This window comes from Klebsiella electrica, assembly GCF_006711645.1.
GTDB lineage: Bacteria > Pseudomonadota > Gammaproteobacteria > Enterobacterales > Enterobacteriaceae > Klebsiella > Klebsiella electrica.
Genome location: NZ_CP041247.1, coordinates 301,137 through 326,493 on the forward strand (window position 1 = coordinate 301,137; position 25,357 = coordinate 326,493).

The 25,357-nt window shown below is 56.2% G+C and carries 24 protein-coding genes; 19 read left to right on the plus strand and 5 right to left on the minus strand.

Features of this window, described 5'->3' with window-relative positions; genetic code table 11:
• Nucleotides 1-58 precede the first annotated feature (58 nt).
• Nucleotides 59-913, plus strand: a complete 855-nt coding sequence (rpoH, locus tag Electrica_RS01370; RefSeq protein ID WP_100686597.1) for an RNA polymerase sigma factor RpoH — start codon at nt 59-61, stop codon at nt 911-913.
• A 51-nt stretch (nt 914-964) separates the two neighbouring features.
• Here the strand turns inward: rpoH and pdxR are convergent, their stop codons facing one another.
• Nucleotides 965-2,488, minus strand: coding sequence for a MocR-like pyridoxine biosynthesis transcription factor PdxR (gene pdxR / locus Electrica_RS01375; protein ID WP_131049164.1), 1,524 nt, complete (start codon nt 2,486-2,488; stop codon nt 965-967).
• 118 nt (nt 2,489-2,606) lie between these two features.
• Here pdxR and Electrica_RS01380 point away from each other — a divergent pair, with 118 nt between their 5' ends.
• Both Electrica_RS01380 and livJ read left to right on the plus strand, forming a co-directional pair.
• Entirely contained in the window at nt 2,607-3,872 is a 1,266-nt protein-coding gene (locus tag Electrica_RS01380) for a 4-aminobutyrate--2-oxoglutarate transaminase (protein WP_100686599.1), read from the plus strand.
• A 404-nt stretch (nt 3,873-4,276) separates the two neighbouring features.
• Nucleotides 4,277-5,380: a branched chain amino acid ABC transporter substrate-binding protein LivJ gene (gene livJ / locus Electrica_RS01385; protein WP_015585591.1), complete on the plus strand. Its 1,104-nt coding sequence runs from the start codon at nt 4,277-4,279 to the stop codon at nt 5,378-5,380.
• Between the two features lie 104 nt (nt 5,381-5,484).
• Here livJ and panM read toward each other — a convergent pair whose 3' ends face one another.
• Nucleotides 5,485-5,874, minus strand: coding sequence for an aspartate 1-decarboxylase autocleavage activator PanM (gene panM, locus Electrica_RS01390; protein WP_131049162.1), 390 nt, complete (start codon nt 5,872-5,874; stop codon nt 5,485-5,487).
• 420 nt (nt 5,875-6,294) lie between these two features.
• Here panM and livK point away from each other — a divergent pair, with 420 nt between their 5' ends.
• The 10 genes from livK (at nt 6,295) to ugpQ (ending at nt 16,635) form a co-directional block, all read left to right on the plus strand.
• Nucleotides 6,295-7,404 (plus strand): high-affinity branched-chain amino acid ABC transporter substrate-binding protein LivK, encoded by a 1,110-nt coding sequence (gene livK / locus Electrica_RS01400; RefSeq protein WP_100684480.1) that lies wholly within the window; start codon nt 6,295-6,297, stop codon nt 7,402-7,404.
• 53 nt (nt 7,405-7,457) lie between these two features.
• Nucleotides 7,458-8,384 carry a high-affinity branched-chain amino acid ABC transporter permease LivH gene (gene livH, locus Electrica_RS01405; RefSeq protein ID WP_004868550.1) on the plus strand — a complete coding sequence of 309 codons (927 nt, stop codon included), beginning with the start codon at nt 7,458-7,460 and terminating at the stop codon, nt 8,382-8,384.
• Entirely contained in the window at nt 8,381-9,658 is a 1,278-nt protein-coding gene (gene livM / locus Electrica_RS01410) for a branched chain amino acid ABC transporter permease LivM (protein ID WP_131049160.1), read from the plus strand. The genes livH and livM overlap by 4 nt, the downstream gene beginning before the upstream one ends.
• The gene (livG, locus tag Electrica_RS01415; RefSeq protein ID WP_032690417.1) at nt 9,655-10,422 is read left to right on the plus strand and encodes a high-affinity branched-chain amino acid ABC transporter ATP-binding protein LivG; all 768 of its coding nucleotides are present in this window, start codon (nt 9,655-9,657) and stop codon (nt 10,420-10,422) included. Before livM ends, livG begins: the two co-directional genes overlap by 4 nt.
• A 2-nt stretch (nt 10,423-10,424) precedes the next feature.
• On the plus strand, nt 10,425-11,138 hold the full coding sequence (gene livF / locus Electrica_RS01420) for a high-affinity branched-chain amino acid ABC transporter ATP-binding protein LivF (protein WP_004868545.1): 714 nt from the start codon (nt 10,425-10,427) through the stop codon (nt 11,136-11,138).
• Between the two features lie 270 nt (nt 11,139-11,408).
• Complete coding sequence (gene ugpB, locus Electrica_RS01425; protein WP_141963190.1) at nt 11,409-12,725, plus strand: sn-glycerol-3-phosphate ABC transporter substrate-binding protein UgpB; 1,317 nt, start codon at nt 11,409-11,411, stop codon at nt 12,723-12,725.
• Between the two features lie 103 nt (nt 12,726-12,828).
• A complete protein-coding gene (gene ugpA / locus Electrica_RS01430) occupies nt 12,829-13,716 on the plus strand; it encodes a sn-glycerol-3-phosphate ABC transporter permease UgpA (protein WP_131049159.1) in 888 nt (295 codons plus the stop codon).
• On the plus strand, nt 13,713-14,558 hold the full coding sequence (gene ugpE, locus Electrica_RS01435) for a sn-glycerol-3-phosphate ABC transporter permease UgpE (RefSeq protein WP_100684476.1): 846 nt from the start codon (nt 13,713-13,715) through the stop codon (nt 14,556-14,558). Before ugpA ends, ugpE begins: the two co-directional genes overlap by 4 nt.
• A 269-nt stretch (nt 14,559-14,827) precedes the next feature.
• Entirely contained in the window at nt 14,828-15,898 is a 1,071-nt protein-coding gene (locus tag Electrica_RS01440) for a sn-glycerol-3-phosphate import ATP-binding protein UgpC (RefSeq protein ID WP_141963192.1), read from the plus strand.
• A complete protein-coding gene (ugpQ, locus tag Electrica_RS01445; protein ID WP_100684474.1) occupies nt 15,895-16,635 on the plus strand; it encodes a glycerophosphodiester phosphodiesterase in 741 nt (246 codons plus the stop codon). The genes Electrica_RS01440 and ugpQ overlap by 4 nt, the downstream gene beginning before the upstream one ends.
• 18 nt (nt 16,636-16,653) lie before the next feature.
• Here the strand turns inward: ugpQ and Electrica_RS01450 are convergent, their stop codons facing one another.
• Nucleotides 16,654-16,977: a DUF2756 family protein gene (locus Electrica_RS01450; RefSeq protein WP_100684473.1), complete on the minus strand. Its 324-nt coding sequence runs from the start codon at nt 16,975-16,977 to the stop codon at nt 16,654-16,656.
• A 116-nt stretch (nt 16,978-17,093) separates the two neighbouring features.
• On the opposite strand from Electrica_RS01450, the gene ggt reads away from it, so the two are divergent.
• Nucleotides 17,094-18,836 carry a gamma-glutamyltransferase gene (gene ggt / locus Electrica_RS01455; protein ID WP_141963194.1) on the plus strand — a complete coding sequence of 581 codons (1,743 nt, stop codon included), beginning with the start codon at nt 17,094-17,096 and terminating at the stop codon, nt 18,834-18,836.
• Nucleotides 18,837-19,099: 263 nt separating this feature from the next.
• On the opposite strand, the gene yhhY is transcribed toward ggt, so the two are convergent.
• Complete coding sequence (gene yhhY, locus Electrica_RS01460) at nt 19,100-19,588, minus strand: N-acetyltransferase (RefSeq protein WP_100684471.1); 489 nt, start codon at nt 19,586-19,588, stop codon at nt 19,100-19,102.
• A 342-nt stretch (nt 19,589-19,930) separates the two neighbouring features.
• Here yhhY and Electrica_RS01465 point away from each other — a divergent pair, with 342 nt between their 5' ends.
• The 5 genes from Electrica_RS01465 to gntU all read left to right on the plus strand — a co-directional run bounded on the left by Electrica_RS01465 (nt 19,931) and on the right by gntU (nt 24,963).
• Nucleotides 19,931-20,968: an oxidoreductase gene (locus Electrica_RS01465; RefSeq protein ID WP_131049155.1), complete on the plus strand. Its 1,038-nt coding sequence runs from the start codon at nt 19,931-19,933 to the stop codon at nt 20,966-20,968.
• Nucleotides 20,969-21,089: 121 nt separating this feature from the next.
• Nucleotides 21,090-21,785 carry a quercetin 2,3-dioxygenase gene (gene yhhW, locus Electrica_RS01470; RefSeq protein WP_100684469.1) on the plus strand — a complete coding sequence of 232 codons (696 nt, stop codon included), beginning with the start codon at nt 21,090-21,092 and terminating at the stop codon, nt 21,783-21,785.
• A gap of 126 nt (nt 21,786-21,911) precedes the next feature.
• Nucleotides 21,912-22,907: a gluconate operon transcriptional repressor GntR gene (gntR, locus tag Electrica_RS01475; protein ID WP_100684468.1), complete on the plus strand. Its 996-nt coding sequence runs from the start codon at nt 21,912-21,914 to the stop codon at nt 22,905-22,907.
• Between the two features lie 185 nt (nt 22,908-23,092).
• Complete coding sequence (gene gntK, locus Electrica_RS01480) at nt 23,093-23,623, plus strand: gluconokinase (protein WP_004868532.1); 531 nt, start codon at nt 23,093-23,095, stop codon at nt 23,621-23,623.
• The gene (gntU, locus tag Electrica_RS01485) at nt 23,623-24,963 is read left to right on the plus strand and encodes a gluconate transporter (RefSeq protein WP_100684467.1); all 1,341 of its coding nucleotides are present in this window, start codon (nt 23,623-23,625) and stop codon (nt 24,961-24,963) included. The genes gntK and gntU overlap by 1 nt, the downstream gene beginning before the upstream one ends.
• On the opposite strand, the gene Electrica_RS28625 is transcribed toward gntU, so the two are convergent.
• On the minus strand, nt 24,960-25,283 hold the full coding sequence (locus tag Electrica_RS28625; RefSeq protein ID WP_208764235.1) for a hypothetical protein: 324 nt from the start codon (nt 25,281-25,283) through the stop codon (nt 24,960-24,962). The two genes, gntU and Electrica_RS28625, sit on opposite strands and share 4 nt — an antisense overlap.
• Between the last annotated feature and the right edge of the window lie 74 nt (nt 25,284-25,357).

Here is a 25,357-nt window from a genome sequence, read left to right on the forward strand (position 1 = left end):
TTTGTTGCTCATCTCATGGGAACCATCACGTCAGACGATATCGATTGAGAGGATTTGAATGACCAAAGATATGCAAACTTTAGCTTTAGCCCCCGTTGGTAACCTGGAATCGTATATCCGGGCTGCGAACAGCTGGCCGATGTTATCGGCTGATGAAGAGCGGGAGCTTGCTGAAAAGCTGCATTACCAGGGCGATCTGGAAGCAGCGAAAAGGCTGATCCTGTCTCACCTGCGCTTTGTTGTTCATATTGCTCGTAATTACTCGGGCTATGGCCTGCCGCAGGCGGATCTGATTCAGGAAGGCAACATTGGCCTGATGAAAGCCGTGCGTCGTTTCAACCCGGAAGTGGGCGTGCGTCTGGTTTCCTTCGCCGTGCACTGGATTAAGGCTGAAATTCACGAATACGTGCTGCGTAACTGGCGTATTGTGAAGGTCGCCACCACCAAAGCACAGCGTAAGCTGTTCTTTAACCTGCGTAAAACTAAGCAGCGTCTGGGCTGGTTTAACCAGGATGAAGTCGAGATGGTGGCCCGCGAGCTGGGCGTGACGAGCAAAGACGTACGTGAAATGGAATCCCGTATGGCGGCGCAGGACATGACCTTCGACATGTCGTCGGATGACGAGTCCGATAGCCAGCCGATGGCGCCGGTGCTCTACCTGCAGGATAAAACGTCTAACTTTGCCGATGGCATTGAAGATGATAACTGGGAAGAGCAGGCGGCCAACAAGCTGACTGACGCGATGCAGGGCCTGGACGAGCGTAGCCAGGACATCATTCGCGCCCGCTGGCTGGACGAAGACAATAAGTCGACGTTGCAGGAACTGGCGGATCGCTATGGCGTGTCGGCTGAGCGTGTGCGCCAGCTGGAAAAGAACGCGATGAAGAAACTGCGTACTGCCATCGAAGCATAACGCAGCAATCTGCATGCCCGCCTCTGTGCAGGCACCTGATAACGCCCCACATTACGTTGGGGCGTTTTGTTTTTCTGCGCCTTCTCTTTTGACCAGCACCTGCGGGCATAACGTCTGCAGACATGCCAGCAGGATATGGAAGGCCGGCTCCATTTGTGTCTCTGCCAGACTGGCAAAGCCCATCAATAGTCCCTGCTTACGTTCTTGCGTCAGATAGTAGCGTGAGAGCGGGCGCACCAGAATATTGTGCGCGTTGGCCTGTCTGGCGATCGCGACATCGTCCGCGTCATCAGGCAGGTTGAGAATCAGATGCAGGCCGGCGTTATCGCTGAAATCTGACAGCGCCTGCGGACGACAATAACGCTGAATCAGTTCGGTCAGGCAGGCGCGACGGCGGCTGTACAGCAGGCGCATTCGGCGGATATGGGCGGAGTAATGGCCGGCGTTGATAAATTCCGCCAGCGCCATCTGAATCAGCGAATGGCCGCCGCGATAGAGCTCGGCATGGGCGCTTTTCAGATAGCCGACCAGCGGGCGCGGCAACACGACATACCCCAGCCGTAGCCCCGGATAGAGCGTCTTACTGAACGTGCCGATATAGACCACCGGCGAGTCGGCAATCAGTCCCTGTAGCGCCGGAATCGGCTGGCCGGAAAAGCGAAACTCGCTGTCGTAATCATCCTCGACGATCCAGCTGCCGTGCTGGCGCGCCAGGGCCAGCAGACGTTGACGGCGCTCCAGGCTCATCACCGCCCCCAGCGGATACTGATGCGATGGGGTGACAAAAATCAGCTGCGGCGCCTCCTCAACCGTCTCAGGCGGGCGCAGGCCGTTGGCATCGACGGTAATCGGATTGATCCGTATATCATTCATCGCCAGCACGTGGCGGATCCCCCAGTAGGAGGGCTCTTCGACCCACGCCAGATCGCCGCCATCACAGAGCATGCGCGTCACCAGGTCGATTGCCTGATGGATCCCTTCCGTAATAAGAATTTGATCTGCCTGACAATGGACGCCGCGGGACACGCGAAGATAATCCACCAACGCCTGCTGCAGTTCCGGCGTGCCGCCGTTACAACTGTAGCTTAACTGCTCGGGTTTCGGGCGGCGGCTGATACGGGCCTGAATCTTGCTGAACAGCGGGTGGGGAAAGGCATTGACGTCCGGCACGCCGGGAATAAAGGCCCCCCACTGGCGCGGACTGGCGCTGACGCGGCTGAGCAACTGTTGGCCGCGACGGGATAAAAATTGTGTTGCCGTCACATCGCTGCTGTTTTCGGTGACACTGCCAGCAGAAAGAGCAATATCCGGCGCGGTTTTCGCGACGAATGTGCCGCTGCCGCGACGGGAAACCACATATCCTTCCGCCTGCAGTTGTTCATAAGTTGTTAATATGGTGTTTCTTGAAACGCCGAGCTCCCCGGCCAGATCTCGTGAAGGGGGCAGGCGGCTATGGGGCGCTAAAGAACCGTCCAGAATCGAGCGACGAACCGCGTTATATAAGCGTTTATGCAACAGCGGGTCTGTCTCTTCCTGCAATCTGACCAGCACAAGGTCACCGACGAGTGAACGCAATTGGATCCCTCAGATAATCTGAATTGGTACTCGATTATAGAGCCAACTCCTGTGTAAATAAACGTCATCGTTTCGATATTGTTGCGATAGCGTGACATACATGACAGGAGATTCGAGGGTGAAAAGTTCAGAACTGAATCAACGTCGCCAGCAGGCGACGCCGCGCGGCGTAGGCGTAATGTGCGATTACTTTGTTGCGAAGGCGGAGAATGCCACGCTGTGGGATGTGGAAGGCAACGAGGTGATTGATTTTGCTGCGGGAATTGCCGTGCTCAATACCGGCCATCGCCACCCGAAAATTGTTGCCGCCGTCGCGCAGCAGCTGGAGGCCTTTACCCATACGGCGTATCAGATCGTCCCTTACGAAAGCTATGTCTCGCTGGCGGAGCGCATTAACGCGCTGGCGCCGGTTGAGGGACCAGCCAAAACCGCTTTCTTCTCCACCGGGGCGGAAGCCGTCGAAAACGCGGTGAAGATTGCCCGCGCTTATACCGGCCGTCCGGGGCTGATTACTTTTGGCGGCGGTTTTCATGGCCGTACCTTTATGACCATGGCGCTGACCGGTAAGGTCGCGCCTTACAAAATTGGTTTTGGGCCGTTTCCTGGATCGGTATACCACGGGGTCTACCCGAATGCTGTCCACGGCATTACCACCGATGAGGCGATGAAAAGCCTGGAGCGTATCTTTAAAGCCGATATCGCGCCGGATCAGGTGGCGGCCATTATCCTTGAACCGATTCAGGGCGAAGGCGGTTTTAACGTTGCTCCTGCCGGGTTTATGCAGGCGCTGCGTACGCTGTGCGATACCCACGGTATCCTGCTGATTGCCGATGAAGTGCAAACCGGCTTTGCCCGCACCGGCAAGCTGTTTGCCATGCAGCACTATGATGTCAAACCGGACCTGATGACGATGGCGAAAAGCCTTGCCGGTGGTTTTCCGTTGTCCGGCGTAGTGGGGCGTGCCGAGGTGATGGACGCCCCGGCGCCGGGCGGGCTGGGTGGCACCTATGCCGGTAACCCGCTGGCGGTGGCGGCGGCTCATGCCGTCCTTGATGTCATTGAAGAAGAGCAGTTGTGTCAGCGTGCGGAACAGCTTGGTCGCCATCTGAAAGAAGTGCTGAACCAGGCGCGTGAGCATTGCCCGGCGATTGTTGATATCCGCGGGCAGGGCTCGATGGTGGCCGTGGAGTTTAACGATCCGCAGACCGGCGCGCCGTCACCGGAGTTCACCCGCCACATTCAGCAAAAGGCGCAGGAAAATGGTCTGCTGCTGCTGAGCTGCGGCGTCTATGGCAACGTTATCCGTTTCCTGTATCCGTTAACTATCCCCGATGCGCAGTTTACAAAAGCGCTGGATATTCTGGCGCGCATCCTGAAAGGGTGATGCGCCCGACTCCTGTGCGGCGACCGGGAAGCCAGAAAAAACCGGATGCCGCACACGAGTTTTTATACTCAGCGTGAGTGCTGTATCACCCTGATATCACGCCTGGCTGGACCCGTCCGGCGTGGATAGACCATCTGCTGGCGGCTAATCTGGCTCCTGACTCTCCCGCGTCCGGTTCATCCTGACGCGGTTTTTTATTTGTCACTTATCTGTTACATAACCCCAATTTTGTCATTTCAAATTCTCCTGAATGGCGGTATGTTTAGCATAGTGTGCTGCAAAAGCGCAGGCGGCAAACCTAAAAGTAGATGTCATATGCTTTTTTTATGACGTAAATTAGAATAATGCGCTAATAAACAACATCACAACGAATGCAAAAAACCATAATAATGGGGAGCCTCAGGATGAACATGAAGGGTAAAGCGTTACTGGCAGGATGTATCGCCTTAATTATGAGCAATGCCGCGCTGGCGGAAGATATCAAAATTGCCGTAGTTGGCGCGATGTCTGGCCCGGTGGCACAGTACGGTGACCAGGAGTTTACCGGTGCTGAGCAGGCGGTTGCTGATATTAACGCGAAGGGTGGGATCAAGGGCAATAAGCTGCAGATCGTTAAATATGATGATGCCTGCGACCCGAAACAGGCGGTGGCCGTCGCCAACAAAGTGGTTAATGATGGCATTAAGTACGTTATCGGCCATTTGTGCTCGTCCTCTACCCAGCCGGCGTCCGATATCTATGAAGACGAAGGCATTCTGATGATCACCCCGGCCGCCACCGCGCCGGAGTTGACCGCACGCGGCTATAAAATGATTCTGCGTACCACCGGTCTGGATTCTGACCAGGGTCCGACGGCGGCAAAATATATCATCGAGAAGGTGAAACCCCAGCGTATCGCTATCGTGCACGACAAGCAGCAATATGGTGAAGGCCTGGCGCGCGCGGTGCAGGATGGTCTGAAGAAGGGCGGCGCTAACGTGGTGTTCTTTGATGGCATCACCGCCGGGGAGAAAGATTTCTCTACCCTGGTCGCGCGTCTGAAGAAAGAAAATATCGACTTCGTCTATTACGGTGGCTACCACCCGGAAATGGGGCAGATTCTGCGTCAGTCCCGCGCGGCAGGTCTGAAAACGCAGTTTATGGGGCCGGAGGGCGTCGCTAACGTCTCCCTGTCTAACATTGCCGGTCAGTCTGCGGAAGGCATGCTGGTGACGAAACCGAAGAACTACGATCAGGTCCCGGCGAACAAACCGATTGTTGACGCGATTAAAGCGAAGAAACAGGATCCGAGCGGCGCCTTCGTCTGGACAACCTACGCGGCAATCCAGTCGCTGCAGGCTGGCCTGAATCAGTCCGAAGACCCGGCGGCGATCGCGAAATACCTGAAGGCCAACTCCGTCGATACCGTTATGGGACCGCTGTCCTGGGATCAGAAAGGCGATCTGAAAGGCTTCGAGTTCGGCGTGTTTACCTGGCATGCTGATGGTACGGCAACCGACGCCAAATAACTTAACCGTCGTCTTTTACGCGGTGGGTGTGTTGGCTGCGTGACTTAACCCCGGTGGCGCTGCGCTTACCGGGGCTACGGTCAGAGGTAGCCCGGGTAAGGCGTTTAGCGGAGCGACCTTTCCCAGCCATTCTGTCGGGCGCTAAAACCCAGCGCCTGCATAAAGGCGGACATCACCGCGTTATCTTCCACCCCCGCATCGCTGACCTGCCAGCGGCTGATTTCCGGATTATTGCGCAACACTTCTTCGACTAAATATTGCCCGACGCCGCGCCGACGGGTGACTTCGCGTACGCACAGCGCGCTGAGCTCGCCTTCATTGCCGTGCAGCGTGACGCGCACGGCGCCCAGCAGACGTTCGTTAAAACGGGCGGCGTAAAGTCGGTGATGATCGTCCAGAGGGATCGCGTCGGGATCCTGCGACGGCCAGATTTTCCCTAAGTCGATGCGATCCTGATCGCTGAAAAGCGGTAATCGAATAATGGTCAGTTTCATGCGCGACAAGTCCAGTCAGAACGAATAGGGCAGTGTACCCAAATTTGCTGTCTGCAGGGCGCTGTTTTTTATCCGTTCATTAGGGGATTCGTTCTTCTGGCGAGTTCAGAGTAGAGCAATACGTCACGGATCGAAAAATAAGCAGGATTTTAGCCTAATGCGTAGCGTTTTATTCCGCCTTATGTATCGTTATTTTATGCTGTGAAGAGGACTTTTTTTGTTTATCTTCGCTTGAATACAGAATATTATATTTGCTTAATCGCCTGAAAAATAGAGATTTTAATCTAAATTCAGGTAAAAAACATCGCTAAACCATTAAAGATAATGGTAAAAGTAGCGTTGTTTAATAAAAGCACAGAATGCTTTTTAACCATAAAAATACAAAATATTTACACCACATCACGAACGGGGTTCTGAAGCATGAAAAGGAACGCAAAAACCATTATTGCGGGATTCGTTGCACTGACGATGTCGCACGCGGTCATGGCTAAGGATATTAAAGTTGCCGTCGTTGGCGCGATGTCCGGCCCGGTAGCTCAGTGGGGCGACATGGAGTTCAACGGCGCGCGGCAGGCCATTAAAGACATTAACGCGCAGGGCGGCATTAAAGGCGATAAGCTGGTTGGCGTTGAGTTCGACGATGCCTGCGACCCGAAACAGGCCGTGGCGGTCGCCAACAAAATTGTGAATGAAGGCATCAAGTACGTCATCGGCCATCTGTGTTCCTCTTCTACCCAGCCTGCCTCCGATATCTATGAAGACGAAGGCATTCTGATGATCTCTCCGGGTGCGACGAACCCGGAACTGACCCAACGTGGCTATCAGTACATCATGCGTACCGCTGGCCTGGACTCCGCACAGGGGCCGACCGCCGCCAAATACATCCTCGAAAAAGTGAAACCGCAGCGTATCGCCATCCTTCATGACAAACAGCAGTATGGCGAAGGTCTGGCGCGCTCCGTCCAGGAGAGCCTGAAGAAAGGCAAGGCGAATATCGTCTTCTTTGATGGCATCACCGCCGGGGAGAAAGATTTCTCCGCGCTGCTGGCACGTCTGAAAAAAGAAAATATCGACTTCGTTTATTACGGCGGCTACTACCCTGAAATGGGGCAGATGCTGCGTCAGGCACGCTCCGTAGGGCTGAAAACTGTCTTCATGGGGCCTGAAGGCGTCGGCAACGCATCGCTGTCGAATATTGCCGGCGCAGCGGCGGAAGGCATGCTGGTAACAATGCCGAAACGTTATGACCAGGATCCGGCCAACAGCGCTATCGTTGACGCGCTGAAAGCAGAGAAAAAAGATCCGAGCGGTCCATATGTCTGGATCACCTACGCTGCCGTGCAGTCATTGGCGCAGGCGATGGACAGAAGCAGCAGCCAGGAGCCGCTGGACTTAATCAAAGATCTGAAAGCTCACGGGGCGAAAACCGTGATTGGGCCGCTGAATTGGGACGAAAAAGGCGATTTGAAGGGATTTGAGTTTGGTGTCTTCCAGTGGCATGCGGATGGATCATCCTCTGTCGCAAAATAAGATGCGTTATCCCACCGCCCGTGTGAAGCGGGCGGCATGAAAAAGGTTACCTTATGTCCGAGCAGTTTCTCTACTTTCTGCAGCAGATGTTTAACGGCGTCACGCTGGGCAGTACCTATGCGCTGATCGCCATCGGCTATACGATGGTGTACGGCATTATCGGCATGATTAACTTCGCCCACGGCGAGGTATACATGATTGGCAGCTACGTCTCCTTCATGATCATCGCCGCCCTCATGATGATGGGGATTGATACCAGCTGGCTGCTGGTGGCCGCCGGGTTTATCGGGGCGATTATTATCGCCAGCGCCTACGGCTGGAGCATTGAGCGCGTGGCCTATCGACCGGTGCGCAGCTCCAAGCGCCTGATTGCGCTGATCTCCGCCATCGGGATGTCCATCTTCCTGCAAAACTATGTCAGCCTGACGGAAGGTTCGCGCGATATCGCGCTGCCGAGTCTGTTTAATGGCCAGTGGATTATCGGCAGCAGCGAAAACTTCGCCGCCACCGTGACCACAATGCAACTGGTGATTTGGGTCGTGACTTTTGTTGCGATGCTGGCACTGACGCTGTTTATCCGCTATTCACGCATGGGCCGCGCCTGCCGCGCCTGCGCAGAAGATCTCAAAATGGCGAGCCTGCTCGGTATCAATACCGACCGGGTGATTGCGTTGACGTTTGTTATCGGCGCGGCGATGGCGGCGGTAGCGGGCGTGCTGCTGGGCCAGTTTTACGGCGTCATCAACCCGTATATCGGCTTTATGGCCGGGATGAAAGCCTTTACCGCAGCGGTACTGGGCGGTATCGGCAGCATTCCTGGCGCGATGATCGGTGGCCTGATTCTGGGTATTGCCGAAGCGCTCTCGTCCGCCTACCTCAGCACGGAATATAAAGACGTCGTCTCCTTTGCCCTGTTGATTCTGGTGCTGTTGGTGATGCCTACCGGCATTCTGGGCCGCCCGGAGGTCGAGAAAGTATGAAACCGATGCATATTGCTATGTCGCTGCTGTCAGCGGCGATGTTCTTTGTCCTCGCCGGTGTGTTTATGGGCGTGCAGCTGGAGCTGGACGGCACCAAACTGGTTGTCGATACCGCAGCCGATATCCGCTGGCAGTGGATCTTCATCGGCACCGCGGTGGTCTTCTTCTTCCAGCTGATGCGTCCGTTGTTCCAGAAAACCCTGAAAAACGTCTCCGGGCCGAAGTTTATTATGCCGGCCATCGACGGTTCGACGGTCAAGCAGAAGCTGTTCCTGATGGCGCTGCTGGTCATCGCCGTGGCGTGGCCGTTCATGGTGTCGCGCGGGACGGTGGATATCGCCACGCTGACTATGATCTATATCATTCTCGGCCTTGGGCTTAACGTGGTGGTGGGGCTGTCCGGCCTGCTGGTGCTGGGCTATGGCGGCTTCTACGCCATCGGCGCCTACACCTTTGCGCTGCTGAACCACTATTACGGTCTTGGCTTCTGGACCTGTCTGCCGCTGGCCGGGCTGGTGTCTGCAGCCGCGGGCTTCCTGCTGGGGTTCCCGGTGCTGCGTCTGCGCGGCGACTATCTGGCGATCGTCACGCTTGGCTTCGGCGAAATCGTGCGTATCTTGCTGCTTAATAACACCGACATCACCGGCGGCCCCAACGGCATCAGCCAGATCCCTAAACCGACGCTGTTTGGCCTTGAGTTTAGCCGCAGCGCCCGCGAAGGCGGCTGGGATACTTTCAGTAACTTCTTCGGCCTGAAGTACGACCCGGGCGATCGGGTTATTTTCCTCTACCTGGTGGCGCTGCTGCTGGTTGTGCTGTCGCTGTTTGTGATCAACCGCCTGCTGCGTATGCCGCTGGGCAGGGCATGGGAGGCGTTGCGTGAAGACGAAATCGCCTGCCGTTCTCTGGGCCTGAGCCCGACGCGCATCAAGCTGACCGCCTTTACCATCAGCGCCGCGTTTGCCGGTTTTGCCGGTACGCTGTTCGCCGCGCGCCAGGGCTTTGTCAGCCCGGAATCCTTCACCTTTGCCGAGTCGGCTTTCGTGCTGGCGATTGTGGTTCTGGGCGGGATGGGATCGCAGTTTGCGGTCATTCTCGCCGCGGTGCTGCTGGTGGTATCGCGCGAGCTGATGCGTGATTTCAACGAATACAGCATGCTGATGCTCGGCGGGTTGATGGTACTGATGATGATCTGGCGTCCGCAGGGTCTGCTGCCGATGACGCGTCCGCAGCTGAAGCTGAAAAAAGGTCAGGCGAAAGGAGAGCAGGCATGAGTCAGCCATTATTATCCGTCAGCGGCCTGATGATGCGCTTTGGCGGCCTGCTGGCGGTCAACAACGTGTCGCTGGAGCTGCGCCCGCAGGAGATCGTGTCGCTGATAGGCCCTAACGGCGCCGGGAAAACCACGGTCTTCAACTGCCTGACCGGTTTTTACAAGCCGACCGGCGGGACCATCATGCTGCGCGATCAGCACCTGGAAGGGCTGCCGGGTCAGCAGATCGCCCGGATGGGCGTTGTTCGTACCTTCCAGCACGTGCGTCTGTTCCGCGAAATGACGGTGATTGAAAACCTGCTGGTGGCGCAACATCAGCAGCTGAAAACCGGGGTCTTCTCCGGGCTGTTGAAAACTCCGTCATTCCGCCGCGCGCAGAGCGAAGCGCTGGATCGCGCCGCGACCTGGCTTGAGCGCATCGGCCTGCTGGAGCATGCGAACCGTCAGGCGAGCAACCTGGCCTATGGCGACCAGCGGCGTCTGGAGATTGCCCGCTGCATGGTCACCCAGCCGGAAATCCTGATGCTCGATGAACCCGCTGCGGGTCTGAACCCGAAAGAGACCAAAGAGCTGGACGAGCTGATCGCCGAGCTGCGCAGTCATCACAACACCACCATCCTGCTGATTGAGCATGATATGAAGCTGGTGATGGGCATTTCCGATCGTATTTATGTGGTAAACCAGGGCACGCCGTTGGCTAACGGTACGCCGGAAGAGATCCGCAATAACCCGGACGTGATCCGCGCATACCTTGGTGAGGCATAAGTATGGAAAAAGTGATGTTATCTTTTGACAACGTAAGCGCCCACTACGGCAAGATTCAGGCGCTGCATAACGTCAGTCTGCATATTAATCAGGGAGAAATTGTGACCCTGATTGGCGCCAACGGCGCGGGGAAAACCACGCTGCTGGGCACCCTGTGCGGCGATCCGCGAGCTTCCAGCGGGAAAGTGGTCTTTGATGGTAAAGATATCACCGACTGGCAGACCGCAAAAATCATGCGCGAAGCGGTGGCGATTGTTCCGGAAGGGCGGCGGGTCTTTTCGCGCATGACGGTGGAAGAGAATCTGGCGATGGGCGGTTTTTTTGCCGATCGAGACCAGTTCCAGACCCGTATTAAGTGGGTCTACGAACTGTTTCCGCGCCTGCTTGAACGCCGTATTCAGCGCGCGGGCACCATGTCCGGCGGCGAGCAGCAGATGCTGGCGATTGGTCGGGCGCTGATGAGCCAGCCGCGCCTGCTGCTGCTTGATGAGCCTTCTCTGGGACTGGCGCCGATCATCATTCAGCAGATTTTCAACACCATCGAACAGCTGCGCGAGCAGGGGATGACTATCTTCCTTGTCGAGCAGAACGCTAACCAGGCGCTGAAGCTGGCTGACCGCGGCTATGTGCTGGAAAACGGTCACGTGGTGCTGGAAGACACCGGCGATGCGCTGTTGGCGAACGAGGCGGTGCGTAGCGCCTATCTGGGAGGCTAATCACCTCGCTCTTATTCCCGGCCGCCCGGCCGGGATATTCCTTAGCCAGAACGGAGTGTTGACGCCGCTGGCCGGGAATTATCCCCTGTATGTGCCTCAGCGCCCACTTTCCTGTCTCCAATCCTTCATCGTCTTGCCATCTCTCTGACGCGTTACTATCTTTTTTTTGTAATAAAAGAGTTATTTTTCTGTAATTCGAGCATGTCATGTTACCCCCGCGAACATAAAACGCGTGAAATCGCGCATCTGGAACAACAAGAGAGATAACCGATGATATCGTTACGACATACAGCTTTAGGACTGGCGCTCAGCCTGGCATGTGCCGGTCAGGCGCTGGCAGTGACCAATATTCCGTTCTGGCATTCAATGGAAGGGGAGTTGGGTAAAGAAGTTGATTCTCTGGCGCAACGTTTCAACGCGGCCAATCCGGATTATAAAATTACGCCGGTGTACAAAGGTAACTATGAACAGAGCCTGAGCGCCGGCATTGCGGCGTTCCGTACCGGTAACGCGCCGGCTATCCTGCAGGTTTATGAAGTGGGTACCGCGACAATGATGGCTTCCAAAGCCATTAAACCGGTGTATCAGGTGTTCAGCGATGCGGGTATCAAGTTTGATGAGTCGCAGTTCGTCCCGACCGTTTCCGGCTACTACACCGATTCCAAAAGCGGCCATCTGCTCTCCCAGCCGTTTAACAGCTCCACGCCGGTGCTGTACTACAACAAAGATGCCTTCAAAAAAGCTGGCTTAAACCCGGATCAGCCGCCGAAAACCTGGCAGGAGCTGGCTGCCTATACCGATAAGCTGAAAGCCGCCGGAATGAAATGCGGTTACGCCAGCGGCTGGCAGGGCTGGATTCAGATTGAAAACTTCAGCGCCTGGCATGGTCTGCCGGTGGCAACCAAAAACAACGGCTTTGACGGTACCGACGCGGTTCTGGAGTTCAACAAGCCGGAGCAGATCAAACATATCGCCATGCTGGAAGCGATGAACAAGAAGGGCGACTTCAGCTACTTCGGGCGTAAAGATGAGTCTACCGAGAAGTTCTATAACGGTGACTGCGCGATAACCACCGCCTCTTCCGGCTCGCTGGCCGATATTCGCCAGTACGCGAAGTTCAATTATGGCGTGGGGATGATGCCATACGACGCCGACGTGAAGGGCGCGCCGCAGAACGCCATTATCGGCGGGGCCAGCCTGTGGGTGATGCAGGGTAAAGATAAAGAGACTTACACCGGCGTGGCGAAATTCCTCGAATTCCTCGCTAAACCGGAAATTGCCGCGGAATGGCATCAGAAAACCGGCTACCTGCCGATTACCACCGCCGCTTATGACCTGACCCGTCAGCAGGGCTTCTACGATAAGCACCCGGGCGCGGATATTGCCACTCGTCAGATGTTGAACAAGCCGCCGTTGCCGTTCACCAAAGGCCTGCGTCTGGGCAATATGCCGCAGATCCGCACCATTGTGGATGAGGAACTGGAAAGCGTGTGGACCGGGAAGAAGACGCCAAAACAGGCGCTGGATTCAGCGGTTGAACGTGGTAACCAGCTGCTGCGCCGCTTCGAGCAATCCACTAAATCGTAATAGCAATGCCCGGTGGCGCTTCATCCACCGGGCCTACGACGTGTCATATGTAGGTCGGGTGAGCGCAGTCGCCACCCGGCGATGTCTGGAAAAGAGTCCATCTATGTCATCATCCCGTCCGGTATTCCGCTCGCGCTGGCTGCCTTATGTGCTGGTCGCGCCGCAGCTGATTATCACGATTATTTTCTTTATCTGGCCCGCGGGCGAAGCGCTGTGGTATTCGCTACAAAGCGTTGATCCTTTTGGCCTTTCCAGCCAGTTCGTTGGCCTGGACAACTTCGTGACCCTGTTCCACGACCCGTACTATCTGGACTCATTCTGGACCACTATCAAGTTCAGTAGCATGGTGACCTTCAGCGGGCTGATTATTTCTCTGTTCTTTGCTGCGCTGGTGGATTATGTCGTGCGCGGCAGCCGCTTTTATCAAACCCTGATGCTGCTGCCCTATGCCGTGGCGCCAGCGGTGGCGGCGGTATTATGGATTTTCCTCTTTAACCCCGGCCGTGGACTGATAACCCATTTCCTCGGCGAGATGGGCTACGACTGGAACCATGCGCAAAACAGCGGCCAGGCGATGTTCCTGGTGGTCTTTGCCTCGGTGTGGAAGCAGATAAGCTATAACTTTTTGTTTTTCTTCGCCGCATTACAGTCGATCCCGCGCTCGCTGGTCGAAGCGGCCGCCATTGACGGCGCTGGGCCGATTCGCCGCTTCTTTAAACTGGCGCTGCCGTTGATTGCGCCGGTCAGCTTCTTCCTGCTGGTGGTCAACCTGGTCTACGCCTTCTTCGATACCTTCCCGGTGATCGATGCCGCCACCGGTGGCGGCCCGGTACAGGCGACCACGACCTTGATTTATAAGATCTATCGCGAAGGTTTCGCCGGGCTCGATCTGTCGGCGTCCGCCGCCCAGTCGGTAGTTCTGATGTTGCTGGTGATTGTGCTGACAGTCGTTCAGTTCCGCTACGTCGAAAGTAAGGTGCGCTACCAATGATTGAGAACCGTCGCGGGCTGACGATTTTCAGCCACATCATGCTGATTGTGGGGATCGCCGTCATCCTGTTCCCGCTGTATGTCGCGTTTGTTGCCGCGACGCTGGATAACAAAGCCGTTTTTGAGACGCCGATGACGCTGATTCCCGGCGGCCATCTGCTGGAAAATATGGCGACTATCTGGACCCAGGGCGTTGGTGCGAACAGCGCGCCATTCTGGCTGATGATGCTGAACAGCTTCATCATGGCCTTCGGTATCACGGTCGGGAAAATCGTGGTCTCGATGCTCTCCGCGTTCGCCATCGTCTGGTTCCGTTTCCCACTGCGTAACCTGTTCTTCTGGATGATTTTTATTACCCTGATGCTGCCGGTTGAGGTACGTATCTTTCCCACCGTGGAAGTCATCGCGAACCTGAAGATGCTCGACAGCTATGCCGGGCTGACGCTGCCGCTGATGGCCTCGGCGACCGCCACCTTCCTGTTCCGCCAGTTCTTTATGACGCTGCCGGACGAGCTGATTGAAGCGGCGCGTATCGACGGCGCCTCACCGATGCGCTTTTTCCGCGACATCGTGCTGCCGCTGTCGAAAACCAATCTTGCGGCCCTGTTTGTTATCACCTTTATCTACGGCTGGAACCAGTATCTGTGGCCGCTGCTGATTATTCAGGATGTGAATCTTGGCACCGCAGTGGCGGGTATCAAAGGCATGATCGCCATCGGAGAAGGCACCACGCAGTGGAACCAGGTGATGGCCGCGATGCTGCTGACGTTGATTCCCCCGGTTGTTATCGTTTTAGCCATGCAGCGTGCGTTTGTGCGTGGTTTAGTGGACAGTGAGAAGTAGGTTGTATCCCTTGATTATTCGTGGCGTCGACGCTGAGCCGAAACCGCGTAATCAAGGCGGAGGATGATGGACATAGTGGGCCTATGTCCAAATCCGACAACGCAGAGTACGCGGTTTCGGCACGCGTCCCGAAGGGCTGGGGCCATTTTTGCCCGGTACCGCGTTACTCGCGTCTTATTTGGGCCCACCAAACTGCGACGTTTGCGCCTTGCCCCGAGCAAAAATAGCCGCCAGCGACGTTCATGAACAATTAAGGGATTCAACCTTTTATGGCAGGTTTAAAACTACAAGCTGTAACCAAAAGCTGGGATGGCAAAACCCAGGTGATTCAACCGCTGACGCTGGATGTCGCCGACGGCGAGTTCATCGTCATGGTCGGGCCATCCGGCTGCGGCAAATCAACGCTGCTGCGCATGGTGGCCGGGCTTGAACGGGTGACCAGCGGCGATATCTGGATTAACCGCCAGCGCGTGACCGAGATGGAACCGAAGGATCGCGGGATCGCGATGGTGTTTCAGAACTACGCGCTTTACCCGCACATGAGCGTGGAAGAGAACATGGCCTGGGGGCTAAAAATACGCGGTATGGGCAAAGGCCTGATCGACGAACGGGTGCAGGAAGCGGCACGTATTCTGGAGCTGGATGGCCTGCTCAAGCGCCGTCCGCGCGAGCTCTCCGGCGGTCAGCGCCAGCGTGTGGCGATGGGACGCGCCATCGTGCGCGACCCGGCGGTCTTTCTGTTTGATGAACCGCTGTCGAACCTCGATGCCAAGCTGCGCGTCCAGATGCGTCTTGAACTCCAGCAGCTGCATCGTCGTCTGAAAACCACCTCGTTGTACGTCACGCATGACCAGGTGGAGGCGATGACGCTTGCCCAGCGGGTGATGGTGATGAACAAAGGCATTGCCGAACAAATTGGCACCCCGGTCGAGGTGTACGAGAAACCGGCCAGTCGATTTGTGGCGAGCTTTATTGGCAGTCCGGCGATGAACCTGCTGGACGGGCGCATCAGTGAAGATGGTCGTCGTTTTGAACTGGAAGGCGGTCTGCGTTTACCGATGAATGGCGAGCATCGCCGGCATGCCGGGCGTAAGATGACGTTAGGTATCCGCCCGGAGCATTTTGCATTAAACTCCCAGGCGGAAGGTGGCGTACCGCTGGTGATGGATACGCTGGAAATTTTAGGTGCCGATAACCTTGCCCACGGTCGCTGGGGCGAGCAGAAACTGGTGGTCAGGCTGCCGCATCAGCAGCGTCCGCCGGCAGGCAGCACGCTGTGGCTGCATCTGCCCGAGGATCATCTGCACCTCTTTGATGGTGAAACAGGACAACGCGCATGAGCCACTGGCCTTATCCTCACATCGTCGCCCATCGTGGCGGCGGGAAACTGGCGCCGGAAAATACGCTGGCGGCCATCGATGTCGGCGCCCGTTTCGGGCATACGATGATCGAGTTTGACGCCAAGCTGTCGAAAGACGGACAGATTTTTTTGCTGCACGATGACAACCTTGAGCGCACCAGCAACGGCTGGGGCGTCGCCGGCGAGCTGGCCTGGAGCGAACTGCTGAAAGCCGATGCCGGCAGCTGGTATAGCCATGAATTCAAAGGCGAACCGCTGCCGCTGCTGGCCGAGGTTGCCGATCGTTGTCGTCAGCACGGCATGATGGCGAATATCGAGATTAAACCGACGACCGGCACCGGGCCGCTCACCGGGAAAGCGGTGGCGCTGGCGGCTCGTGAGCTGTGGCAGGGCATGACGCCGCCGCTGCTCTCATCGTTTGAAATTGACGCGCTGGAGGCGGCGCAGCAGGCGGTACCCGAGCTGCCGCGCGGGCTGCTGCTGGATGAGTGGCGCGAGGACTGGCGCGAGTTGACCACGCGGCTGGGGTGCGTTTCGATCCACCTTAACCATCAACTGCTGGATGAGCCGCGAGTAGCAAGCCTGAAAGCCGCGGGTCTGCACATTCTCGTCTATACCGTCAATAAACCCCAGCGGGCGGCTGAGCTGTTGCGCTGGGGCGTGGACTGCATTTGTACCGATGCCATTGATGTCATCGGTCCTGACTTCCAGGCCTGATCCGCCGGCAGACGACCGCTATGGCGTCGTCTGCCGCTGTAACATCCCTCCGTTGGTATTCGGCAACATCTGCTGTGACGAATTCAAATTACCGCTCTGGATGACCCGCTGCTGGTTGTTGTTGAGCTGCGTCTGGAGTTGCTGCTGCTGGGCGCGCGCCTGGTTCTGCATATCCTGCTTCAACATGCTTTGCTGTTGCTGCTGTTGGACCTGCATCTGATTTTGCATCCGCTGCTGGCTGGGGATGACGTACCCCGGCTGGTTGGGGTTGTTGTCCGTATTGAGCGGCTGCGCCAGAACGCTCAGCGGCATCAGCGCCGCCAGAAATAACAGTGCTTTCATGGTTCTCTCCTCCCTGCGTGGGATCACTTAAGTGTACCTCCTTTTCAGCATAACAATGATTTTTTAGGACTTATCAGCCAGGCTTAAGCGGGGAAAAATACTTCAGGAGTCAGACAATGATAAACACACGTTCATGGCGTCAGGTGGTCATCGCTGCTTTGCTGGCCGGCGGAAGTTTTACCGCCGCGGCAAATCCCGCCCCGCCGCCCGTTTCTTATGGTGTAGAAGAAGATGTCTTTCACCCGGTTCGTGCCCGGCAGGGGATGGTTGCCTCGGTGGATGCGATGGCGACCCGTGTCGGGGTGGATATTTTGCGCCAGGGCGGCAACGCGGTCGATGCCGCGGTGGCCGTGGGCTATGCGCTGGCGGTCACGCATCCGCAGGCCGGTAATATTGGCGGCGGCGGGTTTATGATGCTGCGCACCAAAGACGGTAAAACGACGGCAATTGATTTTCGCGAAATGGCGCCTGAGCAGGCTACCCGGGATATGTTCCTTGACGATCAGGGCAACCCGGATAGCAAAAAATCGCTCACTTCACATCTGGCCTCTGGTACGCCGGGTACCGTAGCGGGCTTCTCATTAGCGCTGGAAAAATACGGCACCATGCCGCTGAACAAGGTGATCCGTCCGGCGATTAAGCTGGCGGAAGAGGGCTTCACGGTGAACGATGCGTTGGCCGACGATCTGAAGACCTACGGGAGCGAAGTCATCCCCAGCCACCCGAACAGTAAAGCCATCTTCTGGAAAAACGGCGAGCCGTTGCAGAAAGGCGACAAGCTGGTGCAAAAACAGCTGGGCAAAAGTCTTGAGCTGATCGCGGAGCACGGTCCGGATGCGTTTTATAAAGGGGCGATTGCCGAGCAGATTGCCGATGAAATGCACAAAAACGGTGGGCTTATCACCAAAGCCGATCTTGCCGGCTATAAGGCGGTCGAGCGTACGCCGATAAGCGGCGAATATCGCGGTTATCAGGTGTTTTCGATGCCACCGCCTTCGTCCGGAGGGATCCACATCGTACAGATCCTCAATATCCTCGAAAATTTCGACATGCATAAATATGGCTTCGGCAGCGCAGACGCCATGCAGGTGATGGCGGAAGCTGAAAAACATGCCTATGCCGACCGCTCGGAGTATCTCGGCGATCCGGACTTCGTCAAAGTGCCGTGGCAGGCGCTGACCAACAAAGCCTACGCCAAATCGATTGCTGAACAGATTGATATCAACAAAGCCAAACCTTCGAGCCAGATTCGTCCGGGTAAACTGGCGCCGTATGAAAGTAACCAGACCACCCATTTCTCAGTAGTGGATAAAGAGGGTAACGCGGTGGCGGTGACCTATACGCTGAATACCACCTTCGGGACCGGTATTGTGGCGGGGAGTTCCGGGATCATGCTGAACAACCAGATGGATGACTTCTCGGCGAAACCGGGCGTGCCCAATGTCTACGGGCTGGTGGGCGGCGATGCCAACGCCGTCGGGCCGAAAAAGCGTCCGCTGTCGTCGATGTCGCCGACTATTGTGGTGAAAGAGGGGAAAACCTGGCTGGTGACCGGCAGCCCGGGCGGTAGCCGTATCATTACCACCGTACTGCAGATGGTGGTCAACACCATCGATTTCGGTATGAACGTGGCGGAAGCCACCAATGCGCCGCGCTTCCATCATCAGTGGCTGCCGGATGAGCTGCGGGTGGAGAAGGGGTTTAGCCCGGATACGCTGAAGCTGCTGGAGCAGAAAGGGCAGAAAGTGGCGTTGAAAGAGGCGATGGGCAGTACCCAGAGCATTATGGTGGGCCCGGACGGGACGCTGTATGGCGCCTCCGATCCGCGCTCGCCCGGTGATTTGACGGCGGGGTACTGATTTATTTGCCGGGCGGCACTGCGTTTGCCCGGCCTACAGGATGATGCGGGGTCTCCCGGCAAGCGTTGCACCGCCGGGCAAATCCCCGATGGGCTGAACGGGGGTATTTACCCTCCTCCGGCTTATCGATGGGCCGGTAGCGCAGGAGATGGCGGGAAGCTGCGGATAAAATGCCGGGTGGCGGCTGACGCCTTACCCGGCCTACAGGATGATGCGGGGTCTCAGGCCCGGCAAGCGTTGCGCCGCCGGGCAATACTTAGCGCTTACTTGAGGCGCGCCATAAAATGCGCATCCACATACTCGCCGTTGCGCAGGGCGAATCTCTTACCGGTCCCTTCCACAATAAAGCCAAATTTGCGGTAAAGCGCTATCGCGGAGGGGTTGTCTGTAAACACGGTTAACTCAATGCGATCGACGCGTAGCCAGTTATCACACAGATTAACCATCTCGCGCATCAGCGCGCTGCCGACGCCACGACCGCGCGCCTGCGCCGCAACGCTCACACCGAAGGTCGCTACGTGGCTGCGACGAGGGCTGGGCTCGACGCTTAGCCTGAGGTGGCCCACCACCTGTTCGTCGACAGTGGCGACCAGATGACGGCTACCGGGTTTCGGTAGCAGGCGTTCCTGCCACATTTCCATCGAGGGATGAGGTAGCTGTAGCGTGTCGTGATAGACCTCCGGATGCGCAGTAAGCTGGCGTAAAGGTTCTGCATCACGCGGTTCAGCGTGGCGTATCACGATATCACTCATTCCTCTTCTCCTGTGCCGCGGCATCGCGGTCTTGATCTACTTTATGGGTCTTTTAAACATCCCTGGCTTTAAAAAATGCGTCAATGCCTAATTTTTGCAAAAAGGGGTAGACAAGTGCGAATGAGAATGATTATTATTGTACTGCATTCAGGGAGACCCTTGCGGAAAGCCTGAAAGCACGACATTGCTCACATTGCTTCCAGTATTACTTTAGCCAGCCACGCGCTGGCTTTTTTTTGCTTTTTTGCCGGCCGTTTCCACCATCCTGAATGGGTCAGGCGTTAAGTTCATCGCCGGGGTGCGCTATGGTTAGCAGCAGAAACCTCAACACAGGACGGCGTTATGACTCTGCACTGCGCATTTATTGGATTTGGCAAAAGCACTACCCGCTACCACCTTCCGTATGTTCTGCACCGTAAAGACCACTGGCACGTCGCGCATATCTATCGTCGTAGCGCGAAGCCGCAGGAGCAAGCGCCGCAGTACTCACATATCCATTTCACCAGCGAACTTGATGAGGTGCTCAATGATCCGCAGGTGAAGCTGGTCATTGTCTGTACCCATGCGGATAGCCATTTTGAGTATGCAAAGCGCGCGCTAGAGGCCGGTAAAAATGTGCTGGTAGAAAAACCGTTTACCTCGACGTTAGCCGAGGCGAAAGCGCTGTTTGCGCTGGCGAAAAGCCGGGGGTTGACCGTGACGCCATACCAGAACCGCCGCTTTGATTCCTGTTTCCTGACGATGAAAAAGGTGATTGAGAGCGGCAAACTGGGCGAGATCGTGGAGGTTGAGAGCCATTTTGACCTCTATCGCCCGGTCGCAGAAACGCAGCCCGGAGTGCCGCAGGATGGCGCATTCTACGGTCTTGGCGTGCATACGATGGATCAGATTATCTCGTTATTTGGCCGCCCGGACCGCGTGACCTATGACATCCGCAGCCTGCGTAACAAAGCCAATCCGGACGATACGTTTGAAGCCCAGCTGTTCTACGGCGACCTGAAGGCGATTGTCAAAACCAGCTACCTGGTGAAGCTGCCGTATCCGAAGTTTATCGTCCACGGCCATAAAGGCTCATTTATCAAATACGGTATCGATCGGCAGGAAACCAGCCTGAAAGCCAATATTATGCCGGGTGAGCCGGGATTCGGCGCGGACGATACGTTTGGCCTGCTGGAGTACGTCAATGAGGCGGGTGAAACCGTGCGGGAAGAGATCCCGCTTGAAACCGGTGACTATGGGCGGGTCTATGATGCGCTGCATGAAACCCTCGTTAACGGTCAGCCAAATTACGTCAAGGAATCTGACGTTCTCACGAATATGGAGATCCTCGGACGCGGGTTTGAACAGCCCTCTCCGGCCACAATAACCCTCGATAAATAAGCCCTCCTGGCTCCTCTGCAATTGTTCATATTTTTTGAACAGAGGAGTCAATTTTCACCCTCTATGATCGTGAGTGGATTGAGTCCACACTGACTCCATCGAAAACATACGGGGGTGCAACATGATCTACTTACGCAAAGCTAACGAACGCGGTCACGCTAACCATGGCTGGCTGGATTCCTGGCATACTTTCTCTTTCGCGAACTATTATGATCCGAACTTTATGGGCTTCTCAGCGCTGCGCGTGATTAACGATGACGTGATTGATGCCGGCCAGGGCTTCGGTACCCATCCGCACAAAGATATGGAAATCCTGACCTACGTGCTGGAAGGGGCGGTGGAGCACCAGGATAGCATGGGTAACAAAGAGCAGGTTCCGGCGGGCGAGTTCCAGATCATGAGCGCCGGTACCGGGATCCGTCACTCCGAGTACAACCCAAGCAACACGGAAAAACTGCATCTGTATCAGATCTGGATTATGCCGGAAGAAAACGGCATCACTCCGCGCTACGAACAGCGTCGCTTTGATGCTCTGCAGGGCAAACAGCTGGTGCTGTCGCCGGATGCCCGTGACGGTTCACTAAAAGTGCACCAGGATATGGAACTGTACCGCTGGGCGCTGCTGAAAGATGAACAGTCGGTGCATCAGATTGCCGCGGAACGCCGCGTGTGGATTCAGGTGGTGAAAGGCGAAGTGACGATTAACGGTACCAAAGCGACCACCAGCGATGGCCTGGCGATTTGGGACGAGCAGGCGATTTCGGTTCACGCCGACAGCGATAGTGAGATCCTGCTGTTCGATCTGCCGCCGGTCTGATGCGGTTCTGAAGATGTTTAAATAAATTGCGCAACCTTCCCGGATGTTTGGGAAGGTTGCGCTTTGTCCGTGATAAACTGAGAAAATGTCTCCCCGTTATCACAGTCAGGAATCACAGTCAGGACGATGAAAAAGAAAAGACCCGTACTTCAGGATGTAGCCGATCTTGTCGGCGTGACCAAAATGACGGTCAGTCGCTTTTTACGTAACCCGGAACAGGTTTCCGAGGCCCTGCGTGGCAAGATTGCCGCTGCTCTCGATGAACTGGGTTATATCCCCAATCGTGCGCCTGATATCCTCTCTAATGCCACCAGTCGCGCCATTGGCGTGCTGCTGCCCTCGTTAACCAACCAGGTCTTCTCGGAAGTGCTGCGCGGAATTGAAAGCGTCACCGATGCCTTCGGCTACCAGACGATGCTGGCGCACTACGGCTATAAGCCGGAAATGGAAGAAAAGCGTCTTGAATCCATGCTCTCATGGAACATTGATGGCCTGATTCTCACCGAACGTACCCATACTCCTCGCACGCTGAAAATGATCGAAGTTGCCGGTATCCCGGTGGTGGAACTGATGGACAGCCAGTCGCCGTGCCTCGATATCGCCGTCGGTTTTGATAACTTCGATGCCGCGCGCCAGATGACCGCAGCGATTATTGCTCGCGGCCATCGCCACGTGGCGTATCTGGGGGCGCGCCTCGATGAACGTACTATCATCAAGCAAAAGGGATACGAACAGGCGATGCGCGATGCCGGCATGACGCCGTATAGCGTGATGGTTGAACAATCTTCATCCTATTCGTCAGGGATTGAGCTGATGCGCCAGGCGCGTCGCGAATATCCGCAGCTCGATGGCATCTTCTGTACCAACGATGACCTTGCGGTCGGCGCCGCCTTTGAGTGCCAGCGCCTGGGATTGAAAATTCCGCACGATATGGCGATAGCCGGTTTCCACGGCCATGATATTGGTCAGGTGATGGAGCCGCGACTGGCCAGCGTGCTGACTCCGCGCGAGCGAATGGGGCGCATTGGTGCCGAGCGGCTGCTGGCCCGCATTCGGGGTGAAGTTGTGACGCCTAAGATGTTAGATTTAGGTTTCACATTGTCACCGGGCGGATCAATTTAGACTGACAAGTTTGAAGTAGATCACACATATTCATTTCTGGCACGAATGGTGATTGCTTATCCCTAAATCCGGCATGACAATGTTACCGATAACAGTTACCCGTAACAATCAATCTGCATACGAGCCTTCACGCTGTATTCTTGCAGCCAGTACGGCTTCGTATATGTGTCCAGTGGGAGGAAGCTTTGAGCACGACTAACCATGATCACCACGTCTATGTCCTGATGGGCGTTTCCGGCAGTGGTAAATCCGCTGTCGCCAGCGAAGTGGCGCATCAGCTGCATGCCGCGTTTCTCGATGGTGACTTTCTGCATCCGCGTAGCAACATCAACAAGATGGCCTCCGGCGAGCCGTTAAACGACGATGACCGTACGCCGTGGCTGCAGGCGCTGAACGACGCCGCTTTTGCCATGCAGCGTACAAATAAAGTCTCGCTGATCGTCTGTTCCGCACTGAAAAAGAGCTATCGCGATATTCTCCGCAAGGGCAACCCGAATCTCTCTTTCGTCTACCTGAAAGGCGATTTTGACCTGATCGAAAGCCGTCTGAAGGCGCGTAAAGGCCATTTCTTTAAAACCCAGATGCTGGTGACCCAGTTTGAAACGCTGCAGGAACCTGGCGCAGACGAAGGCGACGTTTTAATCGTCGATATTGATCAATCGCTGGAAGGCGTGGTCGCGAGCACCATTGAGGTGATCAACAAAGGCAGTAACTAGTGAGTACATTAACGCTTGTTTTAACAGCAGTTGGCTCCGTTTTGCTGCTGCTGTTTTTAGTCATGAAGGCGCGTATGCATGCTTTCGTGGCTTTGATGGTGGTTTCTATTGGCGCGGGTCTCTTTTCCGGAATGCCGCTGGATAAAATCGCGGCGACGATGGAAAAAGGGATGGGTGGGACGCTGGGCTTCCTGGCGATCGTCGTGGCACTCGGAGCGATGTTCGGCAAGATCCTGCATGAAACCGGCGCTGTCGATCAGATTGCCGTGAAGATGTTGAAATCTTTCGGCCACAGCCGCGCCCATTACGCGATTGGCCTCGCCGGTCTTATCTGTGCGCTGCCGCTGTTTTTCGAAGTGGCGATCGTGCTGCTGATCAGCGTGGCCTTCTCCATGGCGCGCCATACCGGTACTAACCTGGTGAAACTGGTTATCCCGCTGTTTGCGGGCGTGGCGGCCGCGGCGGCGTTCCTGCTGCCCGGACCGGCGCCGATGCTGCTGGCATCGCAAATGCACGCTGATTTTGGCTGGATGATCCTGATTGGCCTGTGCGCGGCGATTCCGGGCATGATTATCGCCGGGCCGCTGTGGGGCAACTTCATCAGCCGCTACGTTGAGCTGCATATTCCTGACGATATTAGCGAACCAAGCCTCGGTGAAGGCAAGATGCCGTCCTTTGCCTTTAGCCTGTCGCTGATTCTCCTGCCGCTGGTGCTGGTGGGGCTGAAAACAATCGCCGCGCGCTTTGTGCCGGTTGGCTCCAGCGCTTACGAATGGTTTGAGTTTATCGGCCATCCGTTCACCGCGATTCTGATAGCCTGTCTGGTGGCTATCTATGGCCTGGCGGTACGTCAGGGGATGGCGAAAGATCGGGTGATGGAGATCTGCGGTCATGCGCTGCAGCCTGCGGGGATTATCCTGCTGGTTATCGGCGCTGGCGGCGTGTTCAAACAGGTGCTGGTTGACTCCGGCGTGGGGCCGGCGCTCGGCGAAGCGCTGACGGGCATGGGTCTGCCTGTCGCTATTACCTGCTTCGTGCTGGCGGCCGCGGTACGTATTATCCAGGGTTCCGCAACCGTCGCCTGCTTAACCGCCGTCGGGCTGGTGATGCCGGTCATCGAGCAGCTGAACTACAGCGGCGCGCAGATGGCGGCGCTCTCCATCTGTATCGCGGGCGGTTCCATCGTAGTGAGCCACGTCAACGATGCGGGTTTCTGGCTGTTCGGGAAATTTACCGGCGCCAGCGAAGCGCAGACGCTGAAAACCTGGACGATGATGGAAACTATCCTCGGCACCACCGGTGCCATCGTTGGTATGATCGCGTTTACGCTGTTAAGCTAAACGGCGAAATATTGCCCGGCCGAGCGACGCGAGGCCGGGCATATCACCCGCCTGATACCGGCAAAATCCCTCTCTGCTGAGCGATAAGACAAAAGGATTACGCCTCGTAAGGCCGCATCAGGCCTGGTTTCCTCCGCTTTCCTCCCCGGCGCGATATCGCTAGATTTCTGCGCAGATCCATAATCCAGATCAATAAAAAAGCGGCGGAAAATATTCCCTTCCTGAGGCAATTCCCCCGATAATCTTCGAGGTTTTTCTGGAGACTGATACCGACAGAAGCTGCGTTCAATAAGTTGCTTTTCTGATTGCCGTGCAATCATTGATTAATTTCACTTGCGACTTTAGCAGCATTTTGTAATGTGAGAGATGATCCAGCAGGAAACTGGCTAGGCAC